This window comes from Pseudomonas sp. PAMC 26793 (assembly GCF_000313235.1).
GTDB lineage: Bacteria > Pseudomonadota > Gammaproteobacteria > Pseudomonadales > Pseudomonadaceae > Aquipseudomonas > Aquipseudomonas yamanorum.
The window spans coordinates 1-19,509 of sequence record NZ_AMXG01000052.1; the positions used below are offsets into that span (position 1 = coordinate 1).

Here is a 19,509-nt window from a genome sequence, read left to right on the forward strand (position 1 = left end):
ACTCGGTGCCTCGCCTAGGCTCGGCATGCCCGCACTCCGGCCCGATTACCGCGGGCCGCCGCGACGGGCCATCCATTGGCCCGGCGCGGCTAAATCGGCATCCCTGCCGATTTACCCGCTCCACCGTGCCTACTTGCGGCCATCGTGGTTAACGGGGCCCGCAGATCAAAATCAAAAGCAAAGCACAGCGGCCTACAGGCCGGCTTGAGTGTTAAAAGCAAAGGCAAGACCCAGAGCGAAAGCCAAATCTGAAGCGGATGCAGCTCTGCTTTTCTGTGGGAGCTGGCTTGCCTGCGATGCAGACACCTCGGTGCATCAGGTACACCGAGTTGATGCTATCGCAGGCAAGCCAGCTCCCACATTTGACCGTGCCCGCTTTAGCTTTTGATTTTGCTCTTAAACACTCAAGCCGGCCGGGAGGCCGCTGTGCTTTTGCTTTTGATCTTGATCTTGATCTTAGGCGCCCCGTTAAACCACGCTGGCCGAACGCAGGCTTTGGAGCGTGGGTAACCCTGCAGGACGCCGGGTTAGCCGCGCTGGGCCAAGGATGTCCCATCGCGGCGGCCCACGGTCCAAAGCCGGAGTGAGGGCACTCCGAGCCTAGGCGAGGAGCCGAGTGGTGGGGCAAGAGCCTTTTGGTTACTTTTGGGCTCCTTTTGTACGGACCGGACACATGGTTGACGGGTGTACGGGGACATGGTGGACACTTTTCGGCGAGCCAACTTCGCCGGAAATCCATCATGCCCTGGGACACGAGAGACGCCATGAGCCTGAAAGAAGAGTTCGTTGCCTTAGCCCGGCAACCCGGCAGTAATAAACGAGATCTGTGTCGACGATTCGGGATCAGCCCCCAAACGGCGTACAAGTGGCTCGAACGCTACGAGGCCCAAGGCCGGTCAGGGCTGCAAGAGAAGTCCCGCAAACCTATCACCAGCCCCAAACTGACCAACCCTGCTCTAGAAACGGCGGTCATAGCGCTCAGGCAAGACCATCCCGCATGGGGTGGGCGCACGATCAGCAGCATTTTGAAAAAGCAGATTGCTCCCAGCACTGTCACCAATGTCCTGCATCGGCACGGGATGATTCAGCCTGCGCAGAAGGAACAATTGGCGAAGCTGAGATTTGAGCACGATGCGCCTAACGATCTTTGGCAGATGGACTTCAAAGGGCATTTCCCGACGCAGCTGGACGACCACTCGCGATTCAATTTGGCTATTCAGGCGTGTGATAACGAGCGTGGGGTTACGGTGAAGGAGAAGATGATCGAGGTATTCCAGCGTTTCGGATTACCGGCTCGTATCAACGTTGATAACGGCCCGCCATGGGGCTCTCCCCGCAACCCTGGAGAAATTACTGAGTTGAGTATCTGGTTGATTCGCTTAGGAATTCGGATCAGTTTCAGCCGCCCTTACCATCCGCAAACCAATGGAAAGATTGAGCGTTTCCATCGATCACTCAAGGCCGAAGTGCTTGATGGGCGCCAGTTCTCCACGATCAAGGAGGCTCAAACAGCGTTTGATCGATGGCGCGAGGTTTATAACCTGCAACGCCCCCATCAAGCATTGGACTACAAGGTGCCGATGGACCGTTATCGGGCCAGCCCCTGGGCTTATCCGCAGCAACTGCCAGAGTTTGAATACGGACCGGACGACCTATTGGCCAAGGCTTATCACAGTCGATTCCGCTTTCAGAAACGCTATTTCAGTATCGCCAAAGGCCTGGCTGGGCAGCACATCGCGATACGCCCAAAGCCTGAAAGTGAGGGGCTATTTGACGTCTACTTCTGCCATCACTTTTTGCGGACCATCGACGTGAATAAGCCTGATTACGGACCATAATGTGTCAACCATGTCCCCGCACATGTGTCCGGTCCGTACACGCTCCTTTCAAAAGTGACCCGCTGTAAGAGCGGAACCATAGGCAGCCGTTACCCAAATAACGGATATACACCCGGTCCACTCCACCCACCCCATTCATCAGCCATAACGGCTCCGCAGCTACCTGTCAGCTCCCACAGCCTCACCTAAAGGTACCTCAGGTGTTGTTGCACCCCTTGGCGATGGAATCCTCGTTGGAGGTGTAAGGCCGCGACGGCTCGAGATTCCACTCCGGCTTGTTGCGGGCAATGTTGAAGTGGCAGACCAGTTGCCGGCGCATGCTGCCGACGGTGCTCTCACGGTTGTCGGGGTTGTCTTTCCAGTTGGCATCCAGGTAGTGATCGGCGGCCAGTTCGTTGAAGAAGTTGTTGGTCTGACCGTCCTTCACCTGCCGGCCGCAATCAGTCGGCGTGACTTCAAGGGTGGCCACTTCGCGCCCAAACCCCGGGTCGTTACGCATGACCCACGTCGCACTTTGCACGTACCGGTCACAGCTGTTTTTTTCGGTAGTGGGGTAGATCACTTGCTTCTTGCTGTCGTAGGCGAACGTCGCGTCCTGCTGCCGGGTTTGCGGCAACTTCATGTTGATCACCGGCAAGAACTGCTGGACTGCCTTGTACCACTGGATCTGGTTCAGCCGGGCGCCTTCCAGGCCACTGTCTTCGGTGTAGAACAGCGCCAGGATCGACGGCGACTTCGGCGGGTTGTCGTCCCATTTGGCCAGGCGCAGTTCGTTCTGGGTGGTAAAGGATTCGTCGGCAATCTTGCCCATGGCGCGGATGCTTTGGTAGAAGGCCGGGCCGGCGGCGCTGTTGCGTTCGTCACGCACGTCGAAGGAGCATTGGCGCGAGTGATCGCCGCGGTTCTTTTGATAATCGGCGAACCATTGCTCGGCGGTGGTAATGCCTTGCTCCTGGCAGAACTTCTCCACCACACCGGGCGTGCGCCGCGAGTCGGTGCAGCCTTGCTGGTTGCGGTCATCGGTGGCCGCGTCGATGGGGAAGGAGCAGAGCACGGCGTAATCCTGATGATCCTTGGGGTTGCCAAAAATCGTGTCGAAAATGAAGCCGCTTTTCAGCCCATAGGCCAACTTGCGGTACTTCGAATCCTTGCGCAGATAAGACGCTGACACGCCCCCACTGGCCTGGCTTTTCGGGCTGACGCTGTAGAACTGGTAGTCGGTGGAGGGCCATGTGGCGCGGAACAACACGCCCGAGCACAGGAACGCAGGTTTGGACGGCCCGCCGCAATCCTGGCGGGTGTCGTTGTAGAGTTGGTTGAGGCGGGCGACGGTGTCGGTGCCCAGGTCGGCGTGGGCGGTGGCGGTGAAGCTCAATGCGGCAAGTGCAAGGGCGATAGGGGACACAATTCCTTTCATGGATACGGCTCCTGATGATGAACGTGGAGCGACTGGAACGACTCCTTGCTCCACTCAGGTCAGAGCGTAGACCACCATGGGAGCCGTTCCAGTCCGGTTCAATCCCCCACGCCGAAATCCAGCAGCACCTTCATCGCCTGGCTTTTATCCGCCGCCAGTTCAAAGGCCTGCACCGCCTCGCTGAAGGGCACGGTGTGGGAGATCACCGGGCGCACATCAATCACCTGGCGATTCAGCAAATCCACCGCCTGAGCAAACTCCGAGTGGAAGCGGAAGGTACCCCGCAAGTCGATCTCACGGCTCACCAGCATATTCAGCGGCAGCGAAACTTCACCGCCTAAACCGACCGTCACCAGCACGCTGCGCGGAGCCATGCATTCCAAGCCGTTGCGCAGAGCCTGAGCGCTGCCGGAGACTTCGAACATCACGTCGAAGTAGCCTATTTCGGCGGTGTAGGGCTTCAACCCGTCGGCGTCTTCCGCCAGGTTATGGGTACGGCTGGCGCCCATTTTCTCGGCGCAGGCCAACGGCCCGGCGGCCAGGTCCACGGCGACAATTTCCCCCGCACCGGCGGCCCGCAGGCTGCCGATCAACAGGTTGCCGATGGGGCCGCAGCCGGTCACCAGCACCCGCTTGCCGAAGATCGCTCCGGCGCGCTGGATCGCATGCAAACCCACTGACAAGGGTTCGGCCATCGCACCTTCGGCGAGGCTGACATGATCGGCCAACAGGTGCGCCTGGTGCGTTTCGATCACCAGGGACTGTTGAAACGCGCCTTGTACGTGGGGGAAGGGCATCGCACTGCCGTAGAAGCGCATGTTCAGGCAATGGTTCGGCAGCCCTTGATGGCAATAACGGCAACCCCCGCAAGGCCGCGATGGCGAGACCGACACGCGTTGGCCCACTTTGAACGGCCCGTCCTCACGGCCCACGGCATCGATCACCGCCGACACTTCGTGGCCCAGCACCATGGGCTCGCGCAGGCGTACGGTGCCGAAGCCGCCGTGCTGGTAGTAGTGCAGGTCCGAGCCGCAGATCCCGCCCCGGGCAATGCGCACCCGCAACTGGTCGGGGGCGAGCGCCAGGGGTTCGGTTTGCGGTTCTACCCGCAGGTCTTTAGAGGCATGGCAGACGATGGCGTGCATGAAATTCTCCGGGTTACAGCGAGGCGGTGATGCCACCGTCCACGTACAGGATATGACCGTTGACGAAACTCGCCGCGTCGCTGGCAAGGAATACTGCGGCGCCCGCCAGTTCGGCGACGTCACCCCAGCGCCGGCTCGGCGTGCGTTGCACCAGCCAGTCGCTGAACTCGGGGTTGGCCACCAGGTTGGCGTTCAGTTCGGTCTTGAAGTAGCCGGGGCCGATGCCATTGATTGTCAGGCCGTGTGGGCCCCAATCGATGGCCATGCCTTTGGTGAGCATCTTCAGCGCGCCTTTGCTGGCGGCATACGGCGCGATGCCCGGGCGCCCCAGCTCGCTCTGTACCGAGCAGATATTGATGATGCGCCCACGCTTGCGCGGAATCATCGCCCGGGCCACGGCCTGGCCGACAAGGAACGCGCTGTCGAGGTTGGTGCTCATCAACTCGCGCCAGTGGGTTTCGCTGTAATCCTCCAGAGGGCCGCGCCGCTGCATGCCGGCGTTGTTCACGAGGATGTCCAGCGGGCCCAGGCGCTCTTCGATATCTGCCACGGCGGCCAACACCGCTGCGCCGTCGGTGACGTCGAACGCCTGGGTGTGCACCTCCAGGCCTTCCGCTGCAAGCAACGCGGCACTGTCACGCAAGGTGCTGCGATTACGCCCGTTGAGCACCACCCGCGCGCCGGCCTGGGCCAGGCCACGGGCGATGGCCAGGCCGATGCCAGCGCTGGAGCCGGTGATCAAGGCTAGGCGGCCATCGAGGCGGAAGCTGTCTAAAACGCTTTGCATGGATCAATCTCCGGAGGCTGCGACAGGTGATCAACACTAACAATCAGAGTACGAGGTGCCGTGCTTATTGTGATAGGCCAAACCCTGTCATATCGTGCATGACGGGCCTAACTTCACCGCAGCCCGGGTTCAACGTCCAATTTTCATTTGTGATCCAGTGATCAAAAACTGTGATAACCGGAGCCTCCTGATGGAACTCAAGCACCTGCGTGCCTTTGTCGTGCTCGCCCAGGAACTGCATTTCGGCCGGGCGGCCGCGCAGCTGTCGATCGTGCAACCGGCGCTGAGCAGGCAGATCAAGCTGCTCGAAAGCGGCCTGGGCGTGCGGCTGCTCGACCGCAACCGGCACTCGGTGACGCTGACTGAAGCCGGGCGGATGTTTCTCCCCGAAGCCCAGGCTACCCTGCACCAGGCCACTCGCGCCGCCGATGCCGCCCGGGCCTCAAGCCGTGGGGAGATCGGCCGCGTGCGGCTGGGGTTTGTCTCGTCGGTGTTGCCGGAATTGCTGCCGGGGTTGATTCGCGCGGTGCATCAGCGCTACCCGCGAATTGAACTGGAACTTAAGGACATGCCCGGCCCGGATCAGGCGGCGGCGCTGAAAAACGGTCAGTTGGATTTCGGCCTGATGCGTTTGCCGGCGGCCTATCCCGGCGTGCAGACCCGCGCGGTGTTGCAGGAAAGCTTTGTGGTTGCCTTGCCCGTCGATCATCCGTTGGCGGCTCAGGCAGCCATTCAGCCGGCCGACTTGCTCAAGGTTCCGGTGTTCATCCTGGCCCGACGGTATGCCCCGGGGTTCTACGACGAGTTCGTCCAGGCCGTGGGCGTGTCCCTGGAAATCGCCTCTGAGCTCGGCGAATTCACCACCATGCTGGCGCTGGTCTCGGCCGGGTTGGGTGTGGGGGTGTTGCCGCAGCAGGCGGCTCGGGCGTTGCCGGCCAATTGTGTATCCAGGCACTTGCAGTTGGGGGCGTTCCGGGCCAGGACTGGTCTGGCCTGGACCGAACTCGACAGCCCGGTGAAAACCACCCTGTTCAACCTGATCGACGAGTTGTTTGGCGAGTGATTATTTCATCTGGTGAAAGGCTGGATTGTAAAAACTGGCTATTCTGCTGCGTGCCGTAGCGGTGGAAGATGGCGCCATCGACACGATCACCGGGTCGAGTCCCTGGCACATCGCGGAGCCTGTCATGATCAAACTGTACCGTTACCCCTTGTCTGGCCATTCCCACCGGGTCGAGCTGATGCTGTCGCTGCTGGGCGTACCCGCCGAGTTGGTGCTGGTGGACCTGAAGCAAGGCGCCCACAAAACCTCCGAGTTCCTGACCACCCTCAACAGCTTCGGCCAGGTGCCGGTGATCGATGACAACGGTGTGGTGCTGGCGGACTCCAATGCGATCCTGGTGTACCTCGCCGGCCAATATGGCAACACCCAGTGGCTGCCGACCGAGCCTTTGGCGCTGGCCCGAGTGCAGCGTTGGCTCTCGGCAGCGGCGGGGCCGCTGCACACCGGTCCGGCTGCGGCTCGATTGATCACCGTGTTCGGTGCCGCACTGGATGCCGAGGCGACCATCAGCCGTTCCCATGCATTCCTCAGCGTGGTGGAGCAACAGTTGGGGCAGAGCCGTTTTCTCTCCGGTGACCTGCCGACGATTGCCGATATCGCGCACTACACCTACATCGCCCATGCCCCGGAAGGTAACGTCTCGTTGAACGACTATCCGCAGGTTCGCGCCTGGCTGGGCAGTATCGAGGCGCTGCCGGGTTTTGTCGGTATGCAACGCACCGCCGTGGGCCTGGCGAAGGCTTGAAGATTTTGTGGCGAGGGCGCTTGCTCCCGCTGGACCGGGCTGGCGTTCCAGTGCGCAGCGCTCCCAGGACTTCGGGGCCGCTACGCAGCCCAGCGGGAGCAAGCTCCCTCGCCACAACCGCTCCCAAGCCACTGGTTTGGTGGACTACATTCGATTAAGGGGGCTCATGGACCGTTTCCAGGAAATGCAGATTTTCCTCGCCGTCGCCGAAGAACAAGGTTTTGCCGCGGCAGCCCGGCGCCTGAAAATCTCACCCCCCAGCGTGACCCGTGCGATTGCTGCGATGGAGGCGCGTATCGGCACGCAGTTGCTCTCGCGCACCACCCGCAGCCTGCACCTGAGCGAGGCTGGCCAGCGTTATCTGGATGATTGCCGGCGCATTCTCGCGGAGCTGGTTGAGGCCGAAGAAGCAGCCGCCGGCAGCTTCTCGATCCCGTGGGGGCACCTGACGATTACCGCGCCCGTGTTGTTCGGCGAGTTGTTCGTCGCGCCGATCCTGGGGGAGTACCTGGACCAGTTTGCCCAGGTCAGCATCAACGCCTTGCTGGTGGACCGAGTGGTCAACATGACCGACGAAGGCGTCGACGTGGCCGTGCGCATCGGGCATTTGCAGGAAACCGGCCAGCAGGCGATCAAGGTTGGCGAGGTGCGCCGCGTGGTGTGTGCCGCGCCGACTTACCTTGAGCGGCACGGCCGGCCACTGCACCCCGGGCAACTGCGGGAGGCGAAGATTGTCACCTCGTCCTCCAGCCAGTTGGTCAGCGAATGGCAGTTCATGGAAGGCGACCAGCCATTGAACGTGGCCGTTGAGCCGCGCCTGGTGGTCACCGCCAACAACGCCGCCATCAACCTGGCGCGCCTGGGCTGGGGCGTCACACGGGTGTTGTCTTATCAGGTGGCCAGCGATGTGCGTGCAGGCGCACTGGAAATCATCCTGCAAGACTTCGAGCCGCCTGCGTTGCCGATCCATGTGGTGTTCCAGAACAGCGCCCGGGTACCGGCGAAGGTCAACACGTTCGTGGAGTTTTTGGTCAGCCGCCTGGGGCAGGATGCTGCGCTCAACCCGTCGATGCAGCGGCCGGCCTGATGGACCGCTATCACGACATGCAGATTTTTCAGGCGCTGTCCCGGCAGCCGAGCCTGGCCGCAGCAGCCCGCTGCCTGGGCATCTCGGGGCCCACTGTGATCCGCGCGATTGACCGGCTGGAGACGCGCTTGCGGGTGCAGTTACTGGAGCGCAACACCCGAGGCATTCGCCTCACCGAAGCAGGGGCGAGGTTCATGGCGGACTGTTCACGCATCCTGGACGGCGTGAGCGCCGCCGAAGCATCTGCCCAGGGCGCGCATGCGCAGGCCGAGGGCAATCTGCGGGTGTTTTTTCCGTTTCTGTTCAGCCGTTATGTGATGGCGCCGCTGTTGGCAGACTACCTGGAGCGCTATCCCGGAGTGCGGATGTTTGCCCATTACCACGATCATTATCCGAACCTGAATGAAGACGGCCTGGATGTGGCGATCCTGGTCGGAGAACTGCCCGGGTCATCCCTGATTGCGCGGCCTGTGGGCCATGTGCGCAACATTGTGTGCGCCAGCCCTGGCTACCTGGAAACCCATGGCGAGCCACTGCAACCCGAGGCGCTCAAGCGGCATCGACTGGTCGCCAGCCAGGCCTATTCGGACGGGGTGCAGTGGGATTTCCTGGCCTCCAGCATCAAGGCCCGGGCGCGCCTTGGTTGCACCACGGTGCAGGGCGCGATCAATGCGGCGGTACAGGGCGTAGGGTTGATCCGGTGCCTGAGTTACCCGGTCCACGAGCACTTGGCGAACGGCCAATTGCGTCGGGTATTGCAGGCCTATGAACCGCCGCCGCTGCCGGTGCATGTGGTCTACCGCGAGGGGCGCAACGCGTCGATGCGGGTGCGCAGTTTTGTCGATTTCACGGTGGCGGCTTTGCGTGAACATCCGGCGTTTCGTCCATTGAGGGCTTGATCATGAACCACCAGGACGCGTCCCCCGTCTCGCCATGGCATGCCGGCGAGCGGCAATTGCAGCAAAGTGCCGGCGTGGCTGAGCGCATGGAGGTGATCGGCGCGAAGGTCATACGGGATCACTTGCCGGAGCAGCATCGGGCGTTTTATGAGTTGTTGCCCTATCTGGTGGTGGGCGCCGTGGATGATCAGGGGCTTCCGTGGGCCACGCTGCTGGAGGGCGCGCCGGGGTTTGTGTATTCGCCTGACCCCTACAGCTTGCGTATCGACAGCCTGCCTGCGGTGGATGATCCCGCCGGGGCGGGTTTGAAAAAAGGCGCGGCGGTGGGGCTGTTGGGCATTGATCTGAATACGCGGCGGCGCAACCGTATGAATGGGGTTGTGGGTACGGCTGGCGCTGATGGTTTTGCGGTGGATGTGGTGCACACCTTTGGCAATTGTCCGAAGTACATCCAGTTGCGTGCAGTGGACCCGGATGCTCGGGGGCAGCGTTCTGCTGACGGCGCGGTGCAGCGCGCCAACTCGCTCGATGAGTCTGCCCGAGCGCTGATCCGTAGCGCGGATACGTTCTTCGTCGCCAGTTATGTGGACCTGGAGGGTGATGCGGCCAAGCGTTCGGTGGACGTTTCGCACCGGGGTGGCGACCGTGGGTTTGTGCGGGTGGACGGTGATGTACTGACGATTCCCGACTTTACCGGCAACTCGTTTTTCAACACCTTGGGCAATTTGCAGCTCAACCCGGTGGCGGGATTGTTGTTTGTGGATTTTGCTACGGGTGATGTGTTGCAGGTCGTTGGGCGGACTGAGGTGATTCTTGAAGGGCCCGAGGTGGCGGCGCTCCAGGGCGCCGAGCGGTTATGGCGGGTGACCGTGGAGCACGTGGTTCGGCGGGAGGCGGCGCTGGCGTTGCGTTGGCAGTTCGAAGCGTTTTCTCCTTACAGCCTGTCATTGGGGCCATGGAGGGCCTGAGGGACGCTGTCGAACACACTCGTGCGACTGAGTTAAAACTCAATTGCGCGGGAGGCGGTGTTTGGTGCCGGGGAATGACGCAATACTCCGTCGGGATTTTGCCTGCCCAATGAAGGGCTGTCCCGAGGTTTTCCGATGAATACACCAAGCCGCCTTGCGCTGCTGATCACCGCCACTGCTGCCCTGAGCGCCTGTGGCGAATCCTCCAAATTGCCGTTTCAGGCCGGAGTTGGGCCAAGCCCGCAACTGCCCGAACCTGCGGCATCGCTGATCCCGACACTCAAGGTGTCCAAGGCCGTTGGTTGGCCTGGCGATGCCCAGCCGACGGCACCGGAAGGGTTTGCGGTGACGGCGTTGGCCGAGAACCTTGACCATCCACGCTGGGTGTACACCTTGCCCAATGGCGACGTGTTGGTCGCCGAGAGTAACCATCCGCCCATGCCTGAAGGCGCCACGGATGGCGGCACCGGCTTGCTTGCCTGGGCGCGTCGTACGGCAATGGGGTTTGTGATGGGGCGGGTGGGTGCCGATACGCCGAGCGCTGACAGGATCACGCTGCTGCGGGACGCTGATGGTGATGGGCATGCCGAGGTGAAGAGCGTGTTTCTCAGTGGGCTGACGTCGCCGTTTGGCATGGCGTTGGTGGGGGATGCGTTGTATGTCGGCAATGCCGATGCGGTGGTCAAGGTGCCTTATGTTCCGGGCCAGACTCACATCGATGCCACGCCGGTGAAGGTCACCGATCTGCCGGCCGGGATCAATCATCACTGGACCAAGAACGTCCTGGCTAATCCTGAAGGCACCAAGCTTTATGTGACCGTCGGGTCCAACAGCAACGTGGGTGAGAACGGGCTTGCAGCCGAGGACGGGCGTGCGGCGATCTGGGAGTTGGATCTTGCCAGTGGTCAGAAGCGTCTGTTCGCCAGTGGGTTGCGCAATCCGAATGGGCTGGCGTGGAAGCCTGGTTCCTCGCAACTGTGGACGGTGGTGAATGAGCGCGATGAGATCGGCAGTGATCTGGTGCCGGATTACCTGACATCGGTACGGGAGGGCGCTTTTTACGGTTGGCCGTGGAGTTATTACGGGGCTCATGTTGATACGCGGGTGCAGCCGCCGCGTCCGGACAAGGTTGCCCAGGCTATCGCGCCGGACTACGCCCTGGGGACTCACGTGGCGCCGTTGGGGTTGACCTTTTCGGATGCGCGGAGGATGCCGGCGGGGTTCGCCGATGGGGTGTTTGTGGGGGAGCATGGGTCCTGGAATCGTAATCCGCAGGCGGGGTACAAGGTTGTGTTCGTTCCGTTTCGGGATGGCAAGCCTTCGGGGGCGTCCGTTGACTTCCTGACTGGGTTTTTGAATGGTGACGGAGAAGCCCAGGGCCGCCCGGTCGGTGTAACACTGGACGGGCAGGGCGCGTTGCTGGTGGCCGATGATGTGGGCAATAAGGTGTGGCGGGTGGCCAAGGTGGCGCCTTGAGGCTCAGGTTGATTGAACGGCCAGGTCGTCCCCTGACCACTGCGCGTCAGTGATCGCTTCGGTAATCGCAAACGCCAGGTCAAGCCTTAGCGGGTCGCTGGCAGAAACCGCCCAGGCCGCTACCTGCGCCGTAAGCGCCAGGTAGCGGGACGCGGGTACGAACACCGTTCTACGGGAATCTGCACCGTCACCGGCTAACCCTGCAAGGTCGGTTTGCAGCAGCAGGGCGAAGGCTGCGGCGACAGCATTGGAGTTAACGGAGATGGTCCCGATCGGTTTGCCGAGGGTCTGAATCAGCTCCATGCGTTGTTCGTCGGTGTCGAGCGGCAGTGGGGTTGCCGGTACGGCAAAAAACTCAATGATAATGCCCATCAGGCGTCATGCATCCATTTGAAGTCTGCGAATGGAAAGTCGTTGTCGGTGGCGGTGGCTGTATCAAAACCGAAGTCGACGATAAGCCTGGCCAGCGCTGCGGTTGCCAAGTCACAGAACGGCAATGCCGAGAGCCCTGACGAAGCGCCTTTGGCGATTTTATCAAGCTCACGGTTCAACAGGGTGGTGTGCGCCGAGGTCACATGGCGCAACGCGCTGAACGCTTCGTCCTTGTTGCCGCGAGCGAGCAGCAAGGACGCCTGGGCCCAAGGCAGTGCCTGTTCTGTTTCGGCCTTGGTCAGGATCTTTTGTTCACATGCTTCGATTACCTGAAGGGACAATGACACGGCGTCTTCGAGGTCCAGATCCACCAGCGCGGCCAGGATCATGCACTGCCAATTCGCAATCGTGAAGAGCAGGTCTGGATGGGCGCTGGCTCTTACTGACTTCGCCAACTCGTAGCTGATGCTCAACGAGCTGCTGACGATGGCCAATCCCAGTTCGTTGAGGATTACGCTGGGCACGGGCCGCAAGCGCTTGGCAATGACGGGCGCCACCTCCAGCAAGGCATTGCGGGCCTCAACGAAACGCTCCGGATCACGCAGGTAATAGGCCGCTGCGAGCAGTTCCAGCACCAATGTGCGTGGCGCCAGCACTTGCACCAGGTCGTCCGTGTGCTCGGCAACAAACTTCATCCGGCCGCCCATTCCCTTGCCCAGGCGCAGGTATTGTTGAGCGATGCCGGTGGCGATATCAGGGTGCTTCAAGCCGGCTACTGGCATGTGAAGATTTCCTTGTTCGAAGCGTGATGGGCATCAGTCCTGGCGGTGAGGTAGAACAGCCGACCGTTGGCGTACGCCAAGGTAATCAGCTCACCCGCCTGTTTGCGCGCCTTTTGCGACTCGCTGACCTTTTTGGTGCGCTCCATATAGTACGCGCGCGACGCCGCGTAACGGATGTCGCTCTGCGACAGTTGTTGAACTCCCCAGCCGGCCAATAATCCGGCCGGGCCGCCCACTTTACCGTAGGCACTGGCGCCGCCCTTGGCTTCTCCGGCAATCAGCAGTTTTTCTGTGGTTCCGGGTATGGAGATACGCAGCATCACGTTTACGTTATAGGCGCCCCCGCATTCCAGGTACTCAAGCTCTTTTTTTCCGTGGAACCCGCCTCGATAGCGCTCGTCATCAACGAACTTCGAAGCGTTGTTCATCAATGTCGCTCCCAGATCTTCTCCCGCCAGCGCCGAGGCCTCATACAGCCAGCCGACCATGCCGATTTCTTCCATGGCCAGGCGAACTTTGTTGGCGGCCAGATCATAATCGCGCTTGGTGACTGCCGCGACCATGTTGGCCTGGGCCGCCTTGAGGTCGTTGTCTGCCGCCATGACGCGTGCGTTCAGCGCGGTACCGTGGAGTGGGTTTTGACTTTTCCAGTGCGTCGCGCAGATTTCCATCGCGCTGACCTGGAACTGGTTGTTGAGCAGCAGCCCATTGCACTGCGCCAAAAACAGCGCGTTGCGCGCGCTCAGGGCCACGGCAATGATGTCGGCCGCCGAGGGTGGGTGGCGGGTATTGCTGGCGTAGGCACGCAGGCTGTCGATAATCAGCTGTGCGGTCGCGGCATTACTGGAGACCGTGCCCAGGCTGAGTTGCGCGATGGCCTGTCGAATGGTCGACAAATATGACTGGCCACCGCCACTGCCTCCGGTCCGGGGGTAGCTTGTCAGTCCTCCACTCATGATGGGTCGGTGCTGTTACGCGAGCCGATCAGCCCACCGGCATAGGCTACCGGGCTGTCTTGAGCCATGGCCTGTTCCAGCTCCCCCAAGGAATTCCAGATGCGCGCCGTTAACGCCACAGGGTCCGGGCAGTCGGGAAGCAGGTCCGGAATCAGTCGGCCGAGCACCTGCGCCGGTGCTTTTTCTCCCGATTCGATCTGTGCCAGTTCATCGGAGAGTTTTCGCGTAAAGTGCGGCGCCGACAGCACAGCCTCGTGCTGCTCCAATATCAGTGCCGTAGCCAGTCCCGTGGCCGTAAGGCGAACGACGCCACTGTCGACGGGTTGCGTAATGAGCCGGTTATCAACCATTTTTTTCAGTGTGCTGGCGTAGGTAGAGGGTCTCCCGATCTGGTGCAACTGCATGCTCCGCAGAAGGCTGTCGTAGGAGAGTGTCCACTGCGCGGCTGCTTCGACCTGGTACTCAGGCTCCACCTGAGACAACTGGCGCCAGGCAGCGGCCAGTTGGTCCGGATTGTTGTGCCGGTTGCGGTCGGGGATGTGAATGAGCAGCGCCTGTTCTCGTTCATTGCCGTCGACACACGCTTCATCGTTGAAACGCAGGAGGAACTGGCGCTTTTGCTTGCCGATGGGCGGCAATGTCATCTCCAGTGTCATCGAGACCACGGTCTTGTCTTCGCCCAGCCCGGCGTAGTAACGGTCCCAGATGATCTGGTAGACCGATGTCCAGTCTCGATTGGCCATGACGCTGGCGATAATCTGCGGTTCGAGTACGGCGTCCAGCGGCGTCACCGGTGGGTGACCGGCGCCGGTATAAGGCGGCGTGATGGGGCTGCTGGGGTCCAGAAAGGTTGCGGTGCCGGCTCCAAGGGTGGCACTGTCGGACCAGGAGCCGTCGTACAGCGCTTGCAGTGCCTGCATGGTGTCCCAGGGGGCAAGTTTGTAGCGCTGCCATGCTTCGACCATGATCGAAAGGGTATCTGCCGAAGGGACGGGGACACGCTCCGTGATCTTGCGCGGGTTGCCCAGCAGGGTGGCTGGCTGGCCTTTGAGCCGGCGCAGAAGCATCTCGACATTGTGGCCGTCGGTGGTATCACGTTCCTCCGCCTGGTCTACCAGGCGCGCGTGGAACGCCTGGTCACCGACCTTGAATACCGCCCAGATACGCTTTTTGTCTTTCTGCGCAATGACGCCGCGGGCCTCCTCCAGCATCAGGCGCAAAATGGCGGCCTGCACACGACCCGGTGCAGCGCCAGTGGCGATTTTTCCGGGCTTGCAGGCTTGAGCGTCCATGAACGGCTTGAGGGTGTCGGGAGCGACATGAGGCAGGTGCGCACCGACGGTCAGTTTCAGTCGTTCGGAGATCAGACAGTCGACTACTTCGCGGACCGCTTCGGCAAGCACTTTTGCTTCATCCAACTGAACGGGAGCCGACAGCGCTGCAAGGACGGCCTGGCGGGTGACGGCACCCAGGCGTACACGGTCGAGGGTCTTGCCGTTCAATTGATGGGCGAGCAAGCGCTGTGCTTGCCAGGCGATGTATTCGCCCATCCGGTCATCATCGGTAGCGATCACCACATGATCGACGACGGCCAGCGCTTTGCTGGCGGCGAGCAGGAAGTCCTGGGCATTGTCCTGAGGCACGGGGCGCGGTACGAAACCGGCGTGCACATCGACTCCGCTGCCCAGCGGCAAGCTGAACAGGGCTCCGGCTGTTGCACACACGGCAGACTGTTTGCCGAGTATTTGTTCGAGGGTGTTTTTCTTCCCGTGGGCTTCAATCAACACCAGCTGTTTGGGGTAAAGCGCTTGCGCCTGTGGGCAGCCCAGCAGGTAGGCACCCAACTGGTGAGTCGGGGTGAAGGCTGCCCGTTCACTGGCCGGTGTATCCGCTTGCCTGGCATAAGCGCGTACCGGTTCCGGGAAGAGGCGGTCAGGGTTGGCAAAAATGATGAACGAGCGTTTGGCGCGAGAAACGCCTACGTTCAGCATCGAGCTGTCTCGATCAATAAAACTGTTGGCGGCCTGCTCGGGGCCTTCAACCAGGCTGAAACAGACGATAGGACGTTCCGCCCCCTGAAGTTGGTGCACGGTGCCGATCGTGACTTTTTCCACGTCCTCGGCGCTTGGCCAGTCGTTGGGGGCTCGGCTGCGCAGTTGGTCCAGCGTCTTGTCCAGGCGGGCACGGAGCAGGTTGGCTTGCGGACGGTAGGCGGTAATCAGTGCAACCGTTTCTGAGAGCGGCTTGCCTTGGGTGTCCTTGTGTTGTTGCCACACAGGCCAACGTTCCACGACCCAATCGATGATTTCGGCGGCTTCGGCTTCGTTGCGGTATGAGCCGCCGAACCGGATCGGTAACTTGTCCACCGAAACCCAGCCCATCGAAGGTTCAGGAAACTCCACCGCCTCTTGGGTTCGGGTCTTGAGCAGCCCATCGTAACTGAGCAGGTTGCAGTAACCGATGATGCTGGGTTTGCAGCGGTAGTGGTAACTCAATGACACGCCGAGATCTTTCTCGGCGCGCCATTCGGACAACAGCCGGGCCATGCCCAGTGTGCTGCCGTTGGCGACTGAACGTCTCGAGGCCCTGATGCCTTCGAGTACATCCCCTGCACCGGCGCCGATGGCGAGCGCCAGTTCACTGAGGTCGGTGTTGTTCCAGATGGGCGGCAGTTGTTTCAAATCGCCCACCACGGCAGCGCGGCGTGCCAGGGCAAACGCGGCACCCGCCAGCTCCGGAGTCGCCTGGCCCGCTTCGTCGATCACCAGCAGATCGATGAGGCCGAGGGAGTGGGTCAGTTTTTTTCCACCGTGTGGATCGGCATCGATATGACAGTAATTGGGCACACTGTGCAGCGTCGAAACAAGGCACGGCAGGAGCATGCACAGACGCCGCAGGCCTTCCTCCACATTTTTTGGGTGGCGGCTCAGCAAGCGGGTACGTTGCGCCAGCAGGAACTCGCCCTCCCAGTACCGGGCAGCCCAGTGGAAGGCTTCGGCGCGCCAGACCAGGTCCATCAGGCCTTCGCGGGCTGCCAGGTCCAGTGGGTTGGCCAGCAGGAGTGCGCGCAGACTGGCAACCTGCTTTCGGCGTTGTTCAGGCCAGGCGTGTTGACTGCGTCCCAGGGCCTGATCCAAAGGGCCTTGCCATTCTTCCTGCGAGCCGCTCAGCAGCAGGCGCGAGAAGTTCTGACGTTGTGCCTCGACCCCGCGCAGCGCTTGGTGAACGGCGGTGACCGTATCCTCCAGCCGCACCAGAGTCGGCACGTCCAAGGTTCGCCGGGCACAGGCCATGTAGTGCTCTTCGTAGTCCAGCGCACGTCCCGGATCAAGCACATTCACCCGTTCGACGAAGCTGTAGGGGAAGCCGGTAGAACCGTCTCTTTTCAGGCAGATGAAACGTGCAATATCGGCCTTGTTTTTTGGGTCCTTGAGGTAAGAGGAGGAGGGTAGGAATCCGCCATAGCTGGGCAGGTCCGGGATCCACCGCTGCGCATAGCGCAAGCTGTCATCGGGATGCGGGGCATTACCGAATGCTCCGATCACGTTCGTGACTGACTGGTTGGTCGCACCACAGGCCACGATGATCGGGCATGGTTGCCTGTTGAGGGCCGCCGTCACCCAGCGGCTTGCCACCACCGCGCGCAGCATCGAGGTTTTGCCGCTGCCCGGGGGACCATTGACCGTTTGAATGCCACCTTCGGGCAAATTGGCGATAGTGAGGACGGCGGTGCGCTGGGTATCGTCCAGTGGAAACAATGGACGAAGGTGCTGGGGGCCCTCGCATTCGTCGATGTGTCCCACCAGGTTATCGGCGAAACTGGCCGGCATCTTCTCCACATAGCGTGCCTGTTCTGTGCCGCACAGGCGCAGATACAGTGCTGGCAGACTGTCTGCATGGGTGTTGAGCAGCGTGCTGTATACGTTTTTGATACCTTCGGACCCGCCACCCTTGGCCTCGAATACGAAGGCGCGAAGTTCCCATGGGGCTTGTTCGCCTGTCAGGTCGGCGAGGTGTTCGAGCGGGGTACGGCCAGCAGGAAGAGCCATCATTTTATAGAGGGCACCGACGCAGGTTTCCCACCAGATTTGCCAGCCGAGCTGCAGCCCAGGTTCGCCAGCCATCTCCTTGAGTGCTTTGTAAAGCTGGGTGTTGCCCTTGTCGCTTTCGGCATAGGTGAAGCAGTCCTTGCCTTGTCGGGGGCTTAGATAGCTGGGATTGAGGACTGGGGCCGAGTCAGCGCGGTGGGCCAGCAGCTCGCCTTCGGCAAGGATGGCCGGTACGGCCATCAACGGGTGGCAGCGTTTGGGTTTGGTGGGCTGTTGCGAGGGCACACTCAGGCACAACACCACGTTGACGTTCTGCGTCTTGGGTGCCTTGCGGCCGGACGACTCCAGGACCGTCGCCAGTTCAATCACTTCCTCCAACGGTACCGTGAGGAGCACCGGCTCGACCTTTTCGAACGCCGGGTTGAGGGCAGAGAACTCGGTGTAATCCAGTGCCTCGCGCCAGTAGGTGGTCAACTGTTCAGGCAAGACGGGCGGGCATCTGGAGAAAACAGGAACGGCGGTGGGTGCGGCAGGAGCAGGTGTCGAGGCGACATACGCGGCGGTTGGTTTGTGGCGCGGCGGCTGAGGGGCCGACTCAGGTTGGGCAGTCGGCGTTGCCGAAGGCGCTGTTCCGTTGACGAGCCATTGCAGGAATTTGCTGATAACGCCTTCAGTCTTCATTGATGTTCTGCAGTAAGGGCTGCGAGCGATGCAGCTGATTGACAGTCCAGATGGGTTGCCCGGCCTTGTTGGTGTAGGCGGCAAGATCAACGACACAAGGCACACCTGTCTTGAGGTCTGCGGCGGTCGTGCTCTGGAGGAAAAAGTTACCGGAAACCTCGCCCCGTCCCAGGCGCGGATCCTTGATCTTGAACGTCACTTTGAAGTCAGGGGATGTGGTTTTTTTCTTCTTCGCCGGTTGAATGTCGCAGGTAATTGCGTCTACCCAGTCGATGACTTCATCGGGTGAAAACGGGTGGCGTATCTGCAGCGGAGCAAGCAGTTTTTCGAGGTTTATACCGACGCTTGTTGTCGTCTTGTAGGGCCGGACAGTGACCTGCAGTCGATCGATTTTCAGCGCCTGGACCTGCTCCGGGTCCCCCTCGCGCAATGTGCTTTGCCACTGCTCGATCAGCCTGTGGCTGGCATTTAGGCTGGCCGGCCAAGGTCCCTCGGCGCGTGACAAAGCCTCTATACCGCAGCGCTTGAGAAGGTCAGCCTCAAGCCTGAGCTCAAGCCAGACCTTTGCTTTGTCGGAAAAAATCTTCGCAGCGCCAGCTTGCACGTTGGTGTTGGGCCAATCGAACCGGACAAAGGCGATCTGTTCCCCAGGGTCGAAGGCGTCATGGGCCGTGGGCGAGAGAATTTTGCTGACGGTGCAGGTTCGGCGACTTTTCAGTGCTTCAAAGTGCACGTGTGCACCCGGCTCTATATCGAGCAGGCCTGCCTCTTTGAGTAACGGCTGTGAGAGGGTCGCCATAAAGTCTGGATCATCAGTTTCGCTGGCGACGCGTAGGTGCCATACCTGATCCTTATATTTGCCATGGCTGCTCTCACACACTCCGCTCAGCACAACCTCGGTTGCTTCGTCTTCGGGGTCTGGCGGAAAACCGATGACTTGCCACCACGATTTTTTTTCGCTGATCAAGCACGTGAATTCTTCACCCAGTGGCGGTTCCCAACCATGGGTGTCGATGTAGTACATGACCTTTTCGACGGAGATACCAGGTGACAGCACTTCGGCAACGCCGTAGCGGTTACCGTTTTTTGCGACTTTCCATGCGTTGATACGCACAGTGACCGTCAGTGATTTTTCAGCCATAGAGGGGGTAGCCGCTCATCATTCCATGATTGTCCCGGGCGGGCCTGGGAGGTGAAGGCGGCTACCTTACCGATAATGGCACTATGATTCCACCTTGTTGGGG

Annotated in this window: 15 protein-coding genes; 7 read left to right on the plus strand and 8 right to left on the minus strand. The window is 61.0% G+C overall.

Features of this window, described 5'->3' with window-relative positions:
- Positions 1 to 740 precede the first annotated feature (740 nt).
- Complete coding sequence (locus D109_RS0127725) at positions 741 to 1,838, plus strand: IS481 family transposase (RefSeq protein WP_017479770.1); 1,098 nt, start codon at positions 741 to 743, stop codon at positions 1,836 to 1,838.
- 196 nt (positions 1,839 to 2,034) lie between these two features.
- Here the strand turns inward: D109_RS0127725 and D109_RS0127730 are convergent, their stop codons facing one another.
- From D109_RS0127730 to D109_RS0127740, 3 genes are all read right to left on the minus strand, one after another.
- On the minus strand, positions 2,035 to 3,255 hold the full coding sequence (locus tag D109_RS0127730; protein ID WP_017479771.1) for a DUF2599 domain-containing protein: 1,221 nt from the start codon (positions 3,253 to 3,255) through the stop codon (positions 2,035 to 2,037).
- A 98-nt stretch (positions 3,256 to 3,353) separates the two neighbouring features.
- A complete protein-coding gene (locus D109_RS0127735) occupies positions 3,354 to 4,400 on the minus strand; it encodes an L-idonate 5-dehydrogenase (RefSeq protein ID WP_017479772.1) in 1,047 nt (348 codons plus the stop codon).
- 13 nt (positions 4,401 to 4,413) lie between these two features.
- Positions 4,414 to 5,187, minus strand: coding sequence for a glucose 1-dehydrogenase (locus D109_RS0127740; RefSeq protein ID WP_017479773.1), 774 nt, complete (start codon positions 5,185 to 5,187; stop codon positions 4,414 to 4,416).
- Positions 5,188 to 5,377: 190 nt separating this feature from the next.
- On the opposite strand from D109_RS0127740, the gene D109_RS0127745 reads away from it, so the two are divergent.
- From D109_RS0127745 to D109_RS0127770, 6 genes are all read left to right on the plus strand, one after another.
- Positions 5,378 to 6,250 carry a LysR family transcriptional regulator gene (locus D109_RS0127745; RefSeq protein WP_017479774.1) on the plus strand — a complete coding sequence of 291 codons (873 nt, stop codon included), beginning with the start codon at positions 5,378 to 5,380 and terminating at the stop codon, positions 6,248 to 6,250.
- Between the two features lie 124 nt (positions 6,251 to 6,374).
- On the plus strand, positions 6,375 to 6,995 hold the full coding sequence (locus tag D109_RS0127750; RefSeq protein ID WP_017479775.1) for a glutathione S-transferase family protein: 621 nt from the start codon (positions 6,375 to 6,377) through the stop codon (positions 6,993 to 6,995).
- Between the two features lie 166 nt (positions 6,996 to 7,161).
- Complete coding sequence (locus D109_RS0127755) at positions 7,162 to 8,082, plus strand: LysR family transcriptional regulator (RefSeq protein WP_017479776.1); 921 nt, start codon at positions 7,162 to 7,164, stop codon at positions 8,080 to 8,082.
- Positions 8,082 to 8,981: a LysR family transcriptional regulator gene (locus D109_RS0127760; RefSeq protein ID WP_017479777.1), complete on the plus strand. Its 900-nt coding sequence runs from the start codon at positions 8,082 to 8,084 to the stop codon at positions 8,979 to 8,981. The genes D109_RS0127755 and D109_RS0127760 overlap by 1 nt, the downstream gene beginning before the upstream one ends.
- A 2-nt stretch (positions 8,982 to 8,983) precedes the next feature.
- Positions 8,984 to 9,949 carry a pyridoxamine 5'-phosphate oxidase family protein gene (locus tag D109_RS0127765; protein WP_017479778.1) on the plus strand — a complete coding sequence of 322 codons (966 nt, stop codon included), beginning with the start codon at positions 8,984 to 8,986 and terminating at the stop codon, positions 9,947 to 9,949.
- A 135-nt stretch (positions 9,950 to 10,084) separates the two neighbouring features.
- On the plus strand, positions 10,085 to 11,425 hold the full coding sequence (locus D109_RS0127770; protein ID WP_017479779.1) for a sorbosone dehydrogenase family protein: 1,341 nt from the start codon (positions 10,085 to 10,087) through the stop codon (positions 11,423 to 11,425).
- A gap of 3 nt (positions 11,426 to 11,428) precedes the next feature.
- Here the strand turns inward: D109_RS0127770 and D109_RS0127775 are convergent, their stop codons facing one another.
- Genes D109_RS0127775 through D109_RS0127795 form a run of 5 tightly spaced genes read right to left on the minus strand, consistent with a single transcriptional unit; the run spans position 11,429 to position 19,406 of the window.
- Complete coding sequence (locus D109_RS0127775) at positions 11,429 to 11,797, minus strand: hypothetical protein (protein WP_017479780.1); 369 nt, start codon at positions 11,795 to 11,797, stop codon at positions 11,429 to 11,431.
- Positions 11,797 to 12,579, minus strand: coding sequence for a hypothetical protein (locus D109_RS0127780; protein ID WP_017479781.1), 783 nt, complete (start codon positions 12,577 to 12,579; stop codon positions 11,797 to 11,799). The genes D109_RS0127775 and D109_RS0127780 overlap by 1 nt, the downstream gene beginning before the upstream one ends.
- On the minus strand, positions 12,570 to 13,475 hold the full coding sequence (locus D109_RS0127785) for a hypothetical protein (protein WP_017479782.1): 906 nt from the start codon (positions 13,473 to 13,475) through the stop codon (positions 12,570 to 12,572). Before D109_RS0127785 ends, D109_RS0127780 begins: the two co-directional genes overlap by 10 nt.
- A 56-nt stretch (positions 13,476 to 13,531) precedes the next feature.
- Positions 13,532 to 18,265 carry a DNA topoisomerase gene (locus D109_RS0127790; protein ID WP_081585409.1) on the minus strand — a complete coding sequence of 1,578 codons (4,734 nt, stop codon included), beginning with the start codon at positions 18,263 to 18,265 and terminating at the stop codon, positions 13,532 to 13,534.
- Positions 18,255 to 19,406: a hypothetical protein gene (locus tag D109_RS0127795; protein WP_017479784.1), complete on the minus strand. Its 1,152-nt coding sequence runs from the start codon at positions 19,404 to 19,406 to the stop codon at positions 18,255 to 18,257. The genes D109_RS0127790 and D109_RS0127795 overlap by 11 nt, the downstream gene beginning before the upstream one ends.
- Positions 19,407 to 19,509: the final 103 nt, after the last annotated feature.

Coding starts and splice junctions, on each gene's coding strand:
- D109_RS0127725 (WP_017479770.1), top strand. CDS start 741: ATGCCCTGGGACACGAGAGACGCCATGAGCCTGAAAGAAGAGTTCGTT.
- D109_RS0127730 (WP_017479771.1), bottom strand. CDS start 3,255: ATGAAAGGAATTGTGTCCCCTATCGCCCTTGCACTTGCCGCATTGAGC.
- D109_RS0127735 (WP_017479772.1), bottom strand. CDS start 4,400: ATGCACGCCATCGTCTGCCATGCCTCTAAAGACCTGCGGGTAGAACCG.
- D109_RS0127740 (WP_017479773.1), bottom strand. CDS start 5,187: ATGCAAAGCGTTTTAGACAGCTTCCGCCTCGATGGCCGCCTAGCCTTG.
- D109_RS0127745 (WP_017479774.1), top strand. CDS start 5,378: ATGGAACTCAAGCACCTGCGTGCCTTTGTCGTGCTCGCCCAGGAACTG.
- D109_RS0127750 (WP_017479775.1), top strand. CDS start 6,375: ATGATCAAACTGTACCGTTACCCCTTGTCTGGCCATTCCCACCGGGTC.
- D109_RS0127755 (WP_017479776.1), top strand. CDS start 7,162: ATGGACCGTTTCCAGGAAATGCAGATTTTCCTCGCCGTCGCCGAAGAA.
- D109_RS0127760 (WP_017479777.1), top strand. CDS start 8,082: ATGGACCGCTATCACGACATGCAGATTTTTCAGGCGCTGTCCCGGCAG.
- D109_RS0127765 (WP_017479778.1), top strand. CDS start 8,984: ATGAACCACCAGGACGCGTCCCCCGTCTCGCCATGGCATGCCGGCGAG.
- D109_RS0127770 (WP_017479779.1), top strand. CDS start 10,085: ATGAATACACCAAGCCGCCTTGCGCTGCTGATCACCGCCACTGCTGCC.
- D109_RS0127775 (WP_017479780.1), bottom strand. CDS start 11,797: ATGGGCATTATCATTGAGTTTTTTGCCGTACCGGCAACCCCACTGCCG.
- D109_RS0127780 (WP_017479781.1), bottom strand. CDS start 12,579: ATGCCAGTAGCCGGCTTGAAGCACCCTGATATCGCCACCGGCATCGCT.
- D109_RS0127790 (WP_081585409.1), bottom strand. CDS start 18,265: ATGAAGACTGAAGGCGTTATCAGCAAATTCCTGCAATGGCTCGTCAAC.
- D109_RS0127795 (WP_017479784.1), bottom strand. CDS start 19,406: ATGGCTGAAAAATCACTGACGGTCACTGTGCGTATCAACGCATGGAAA.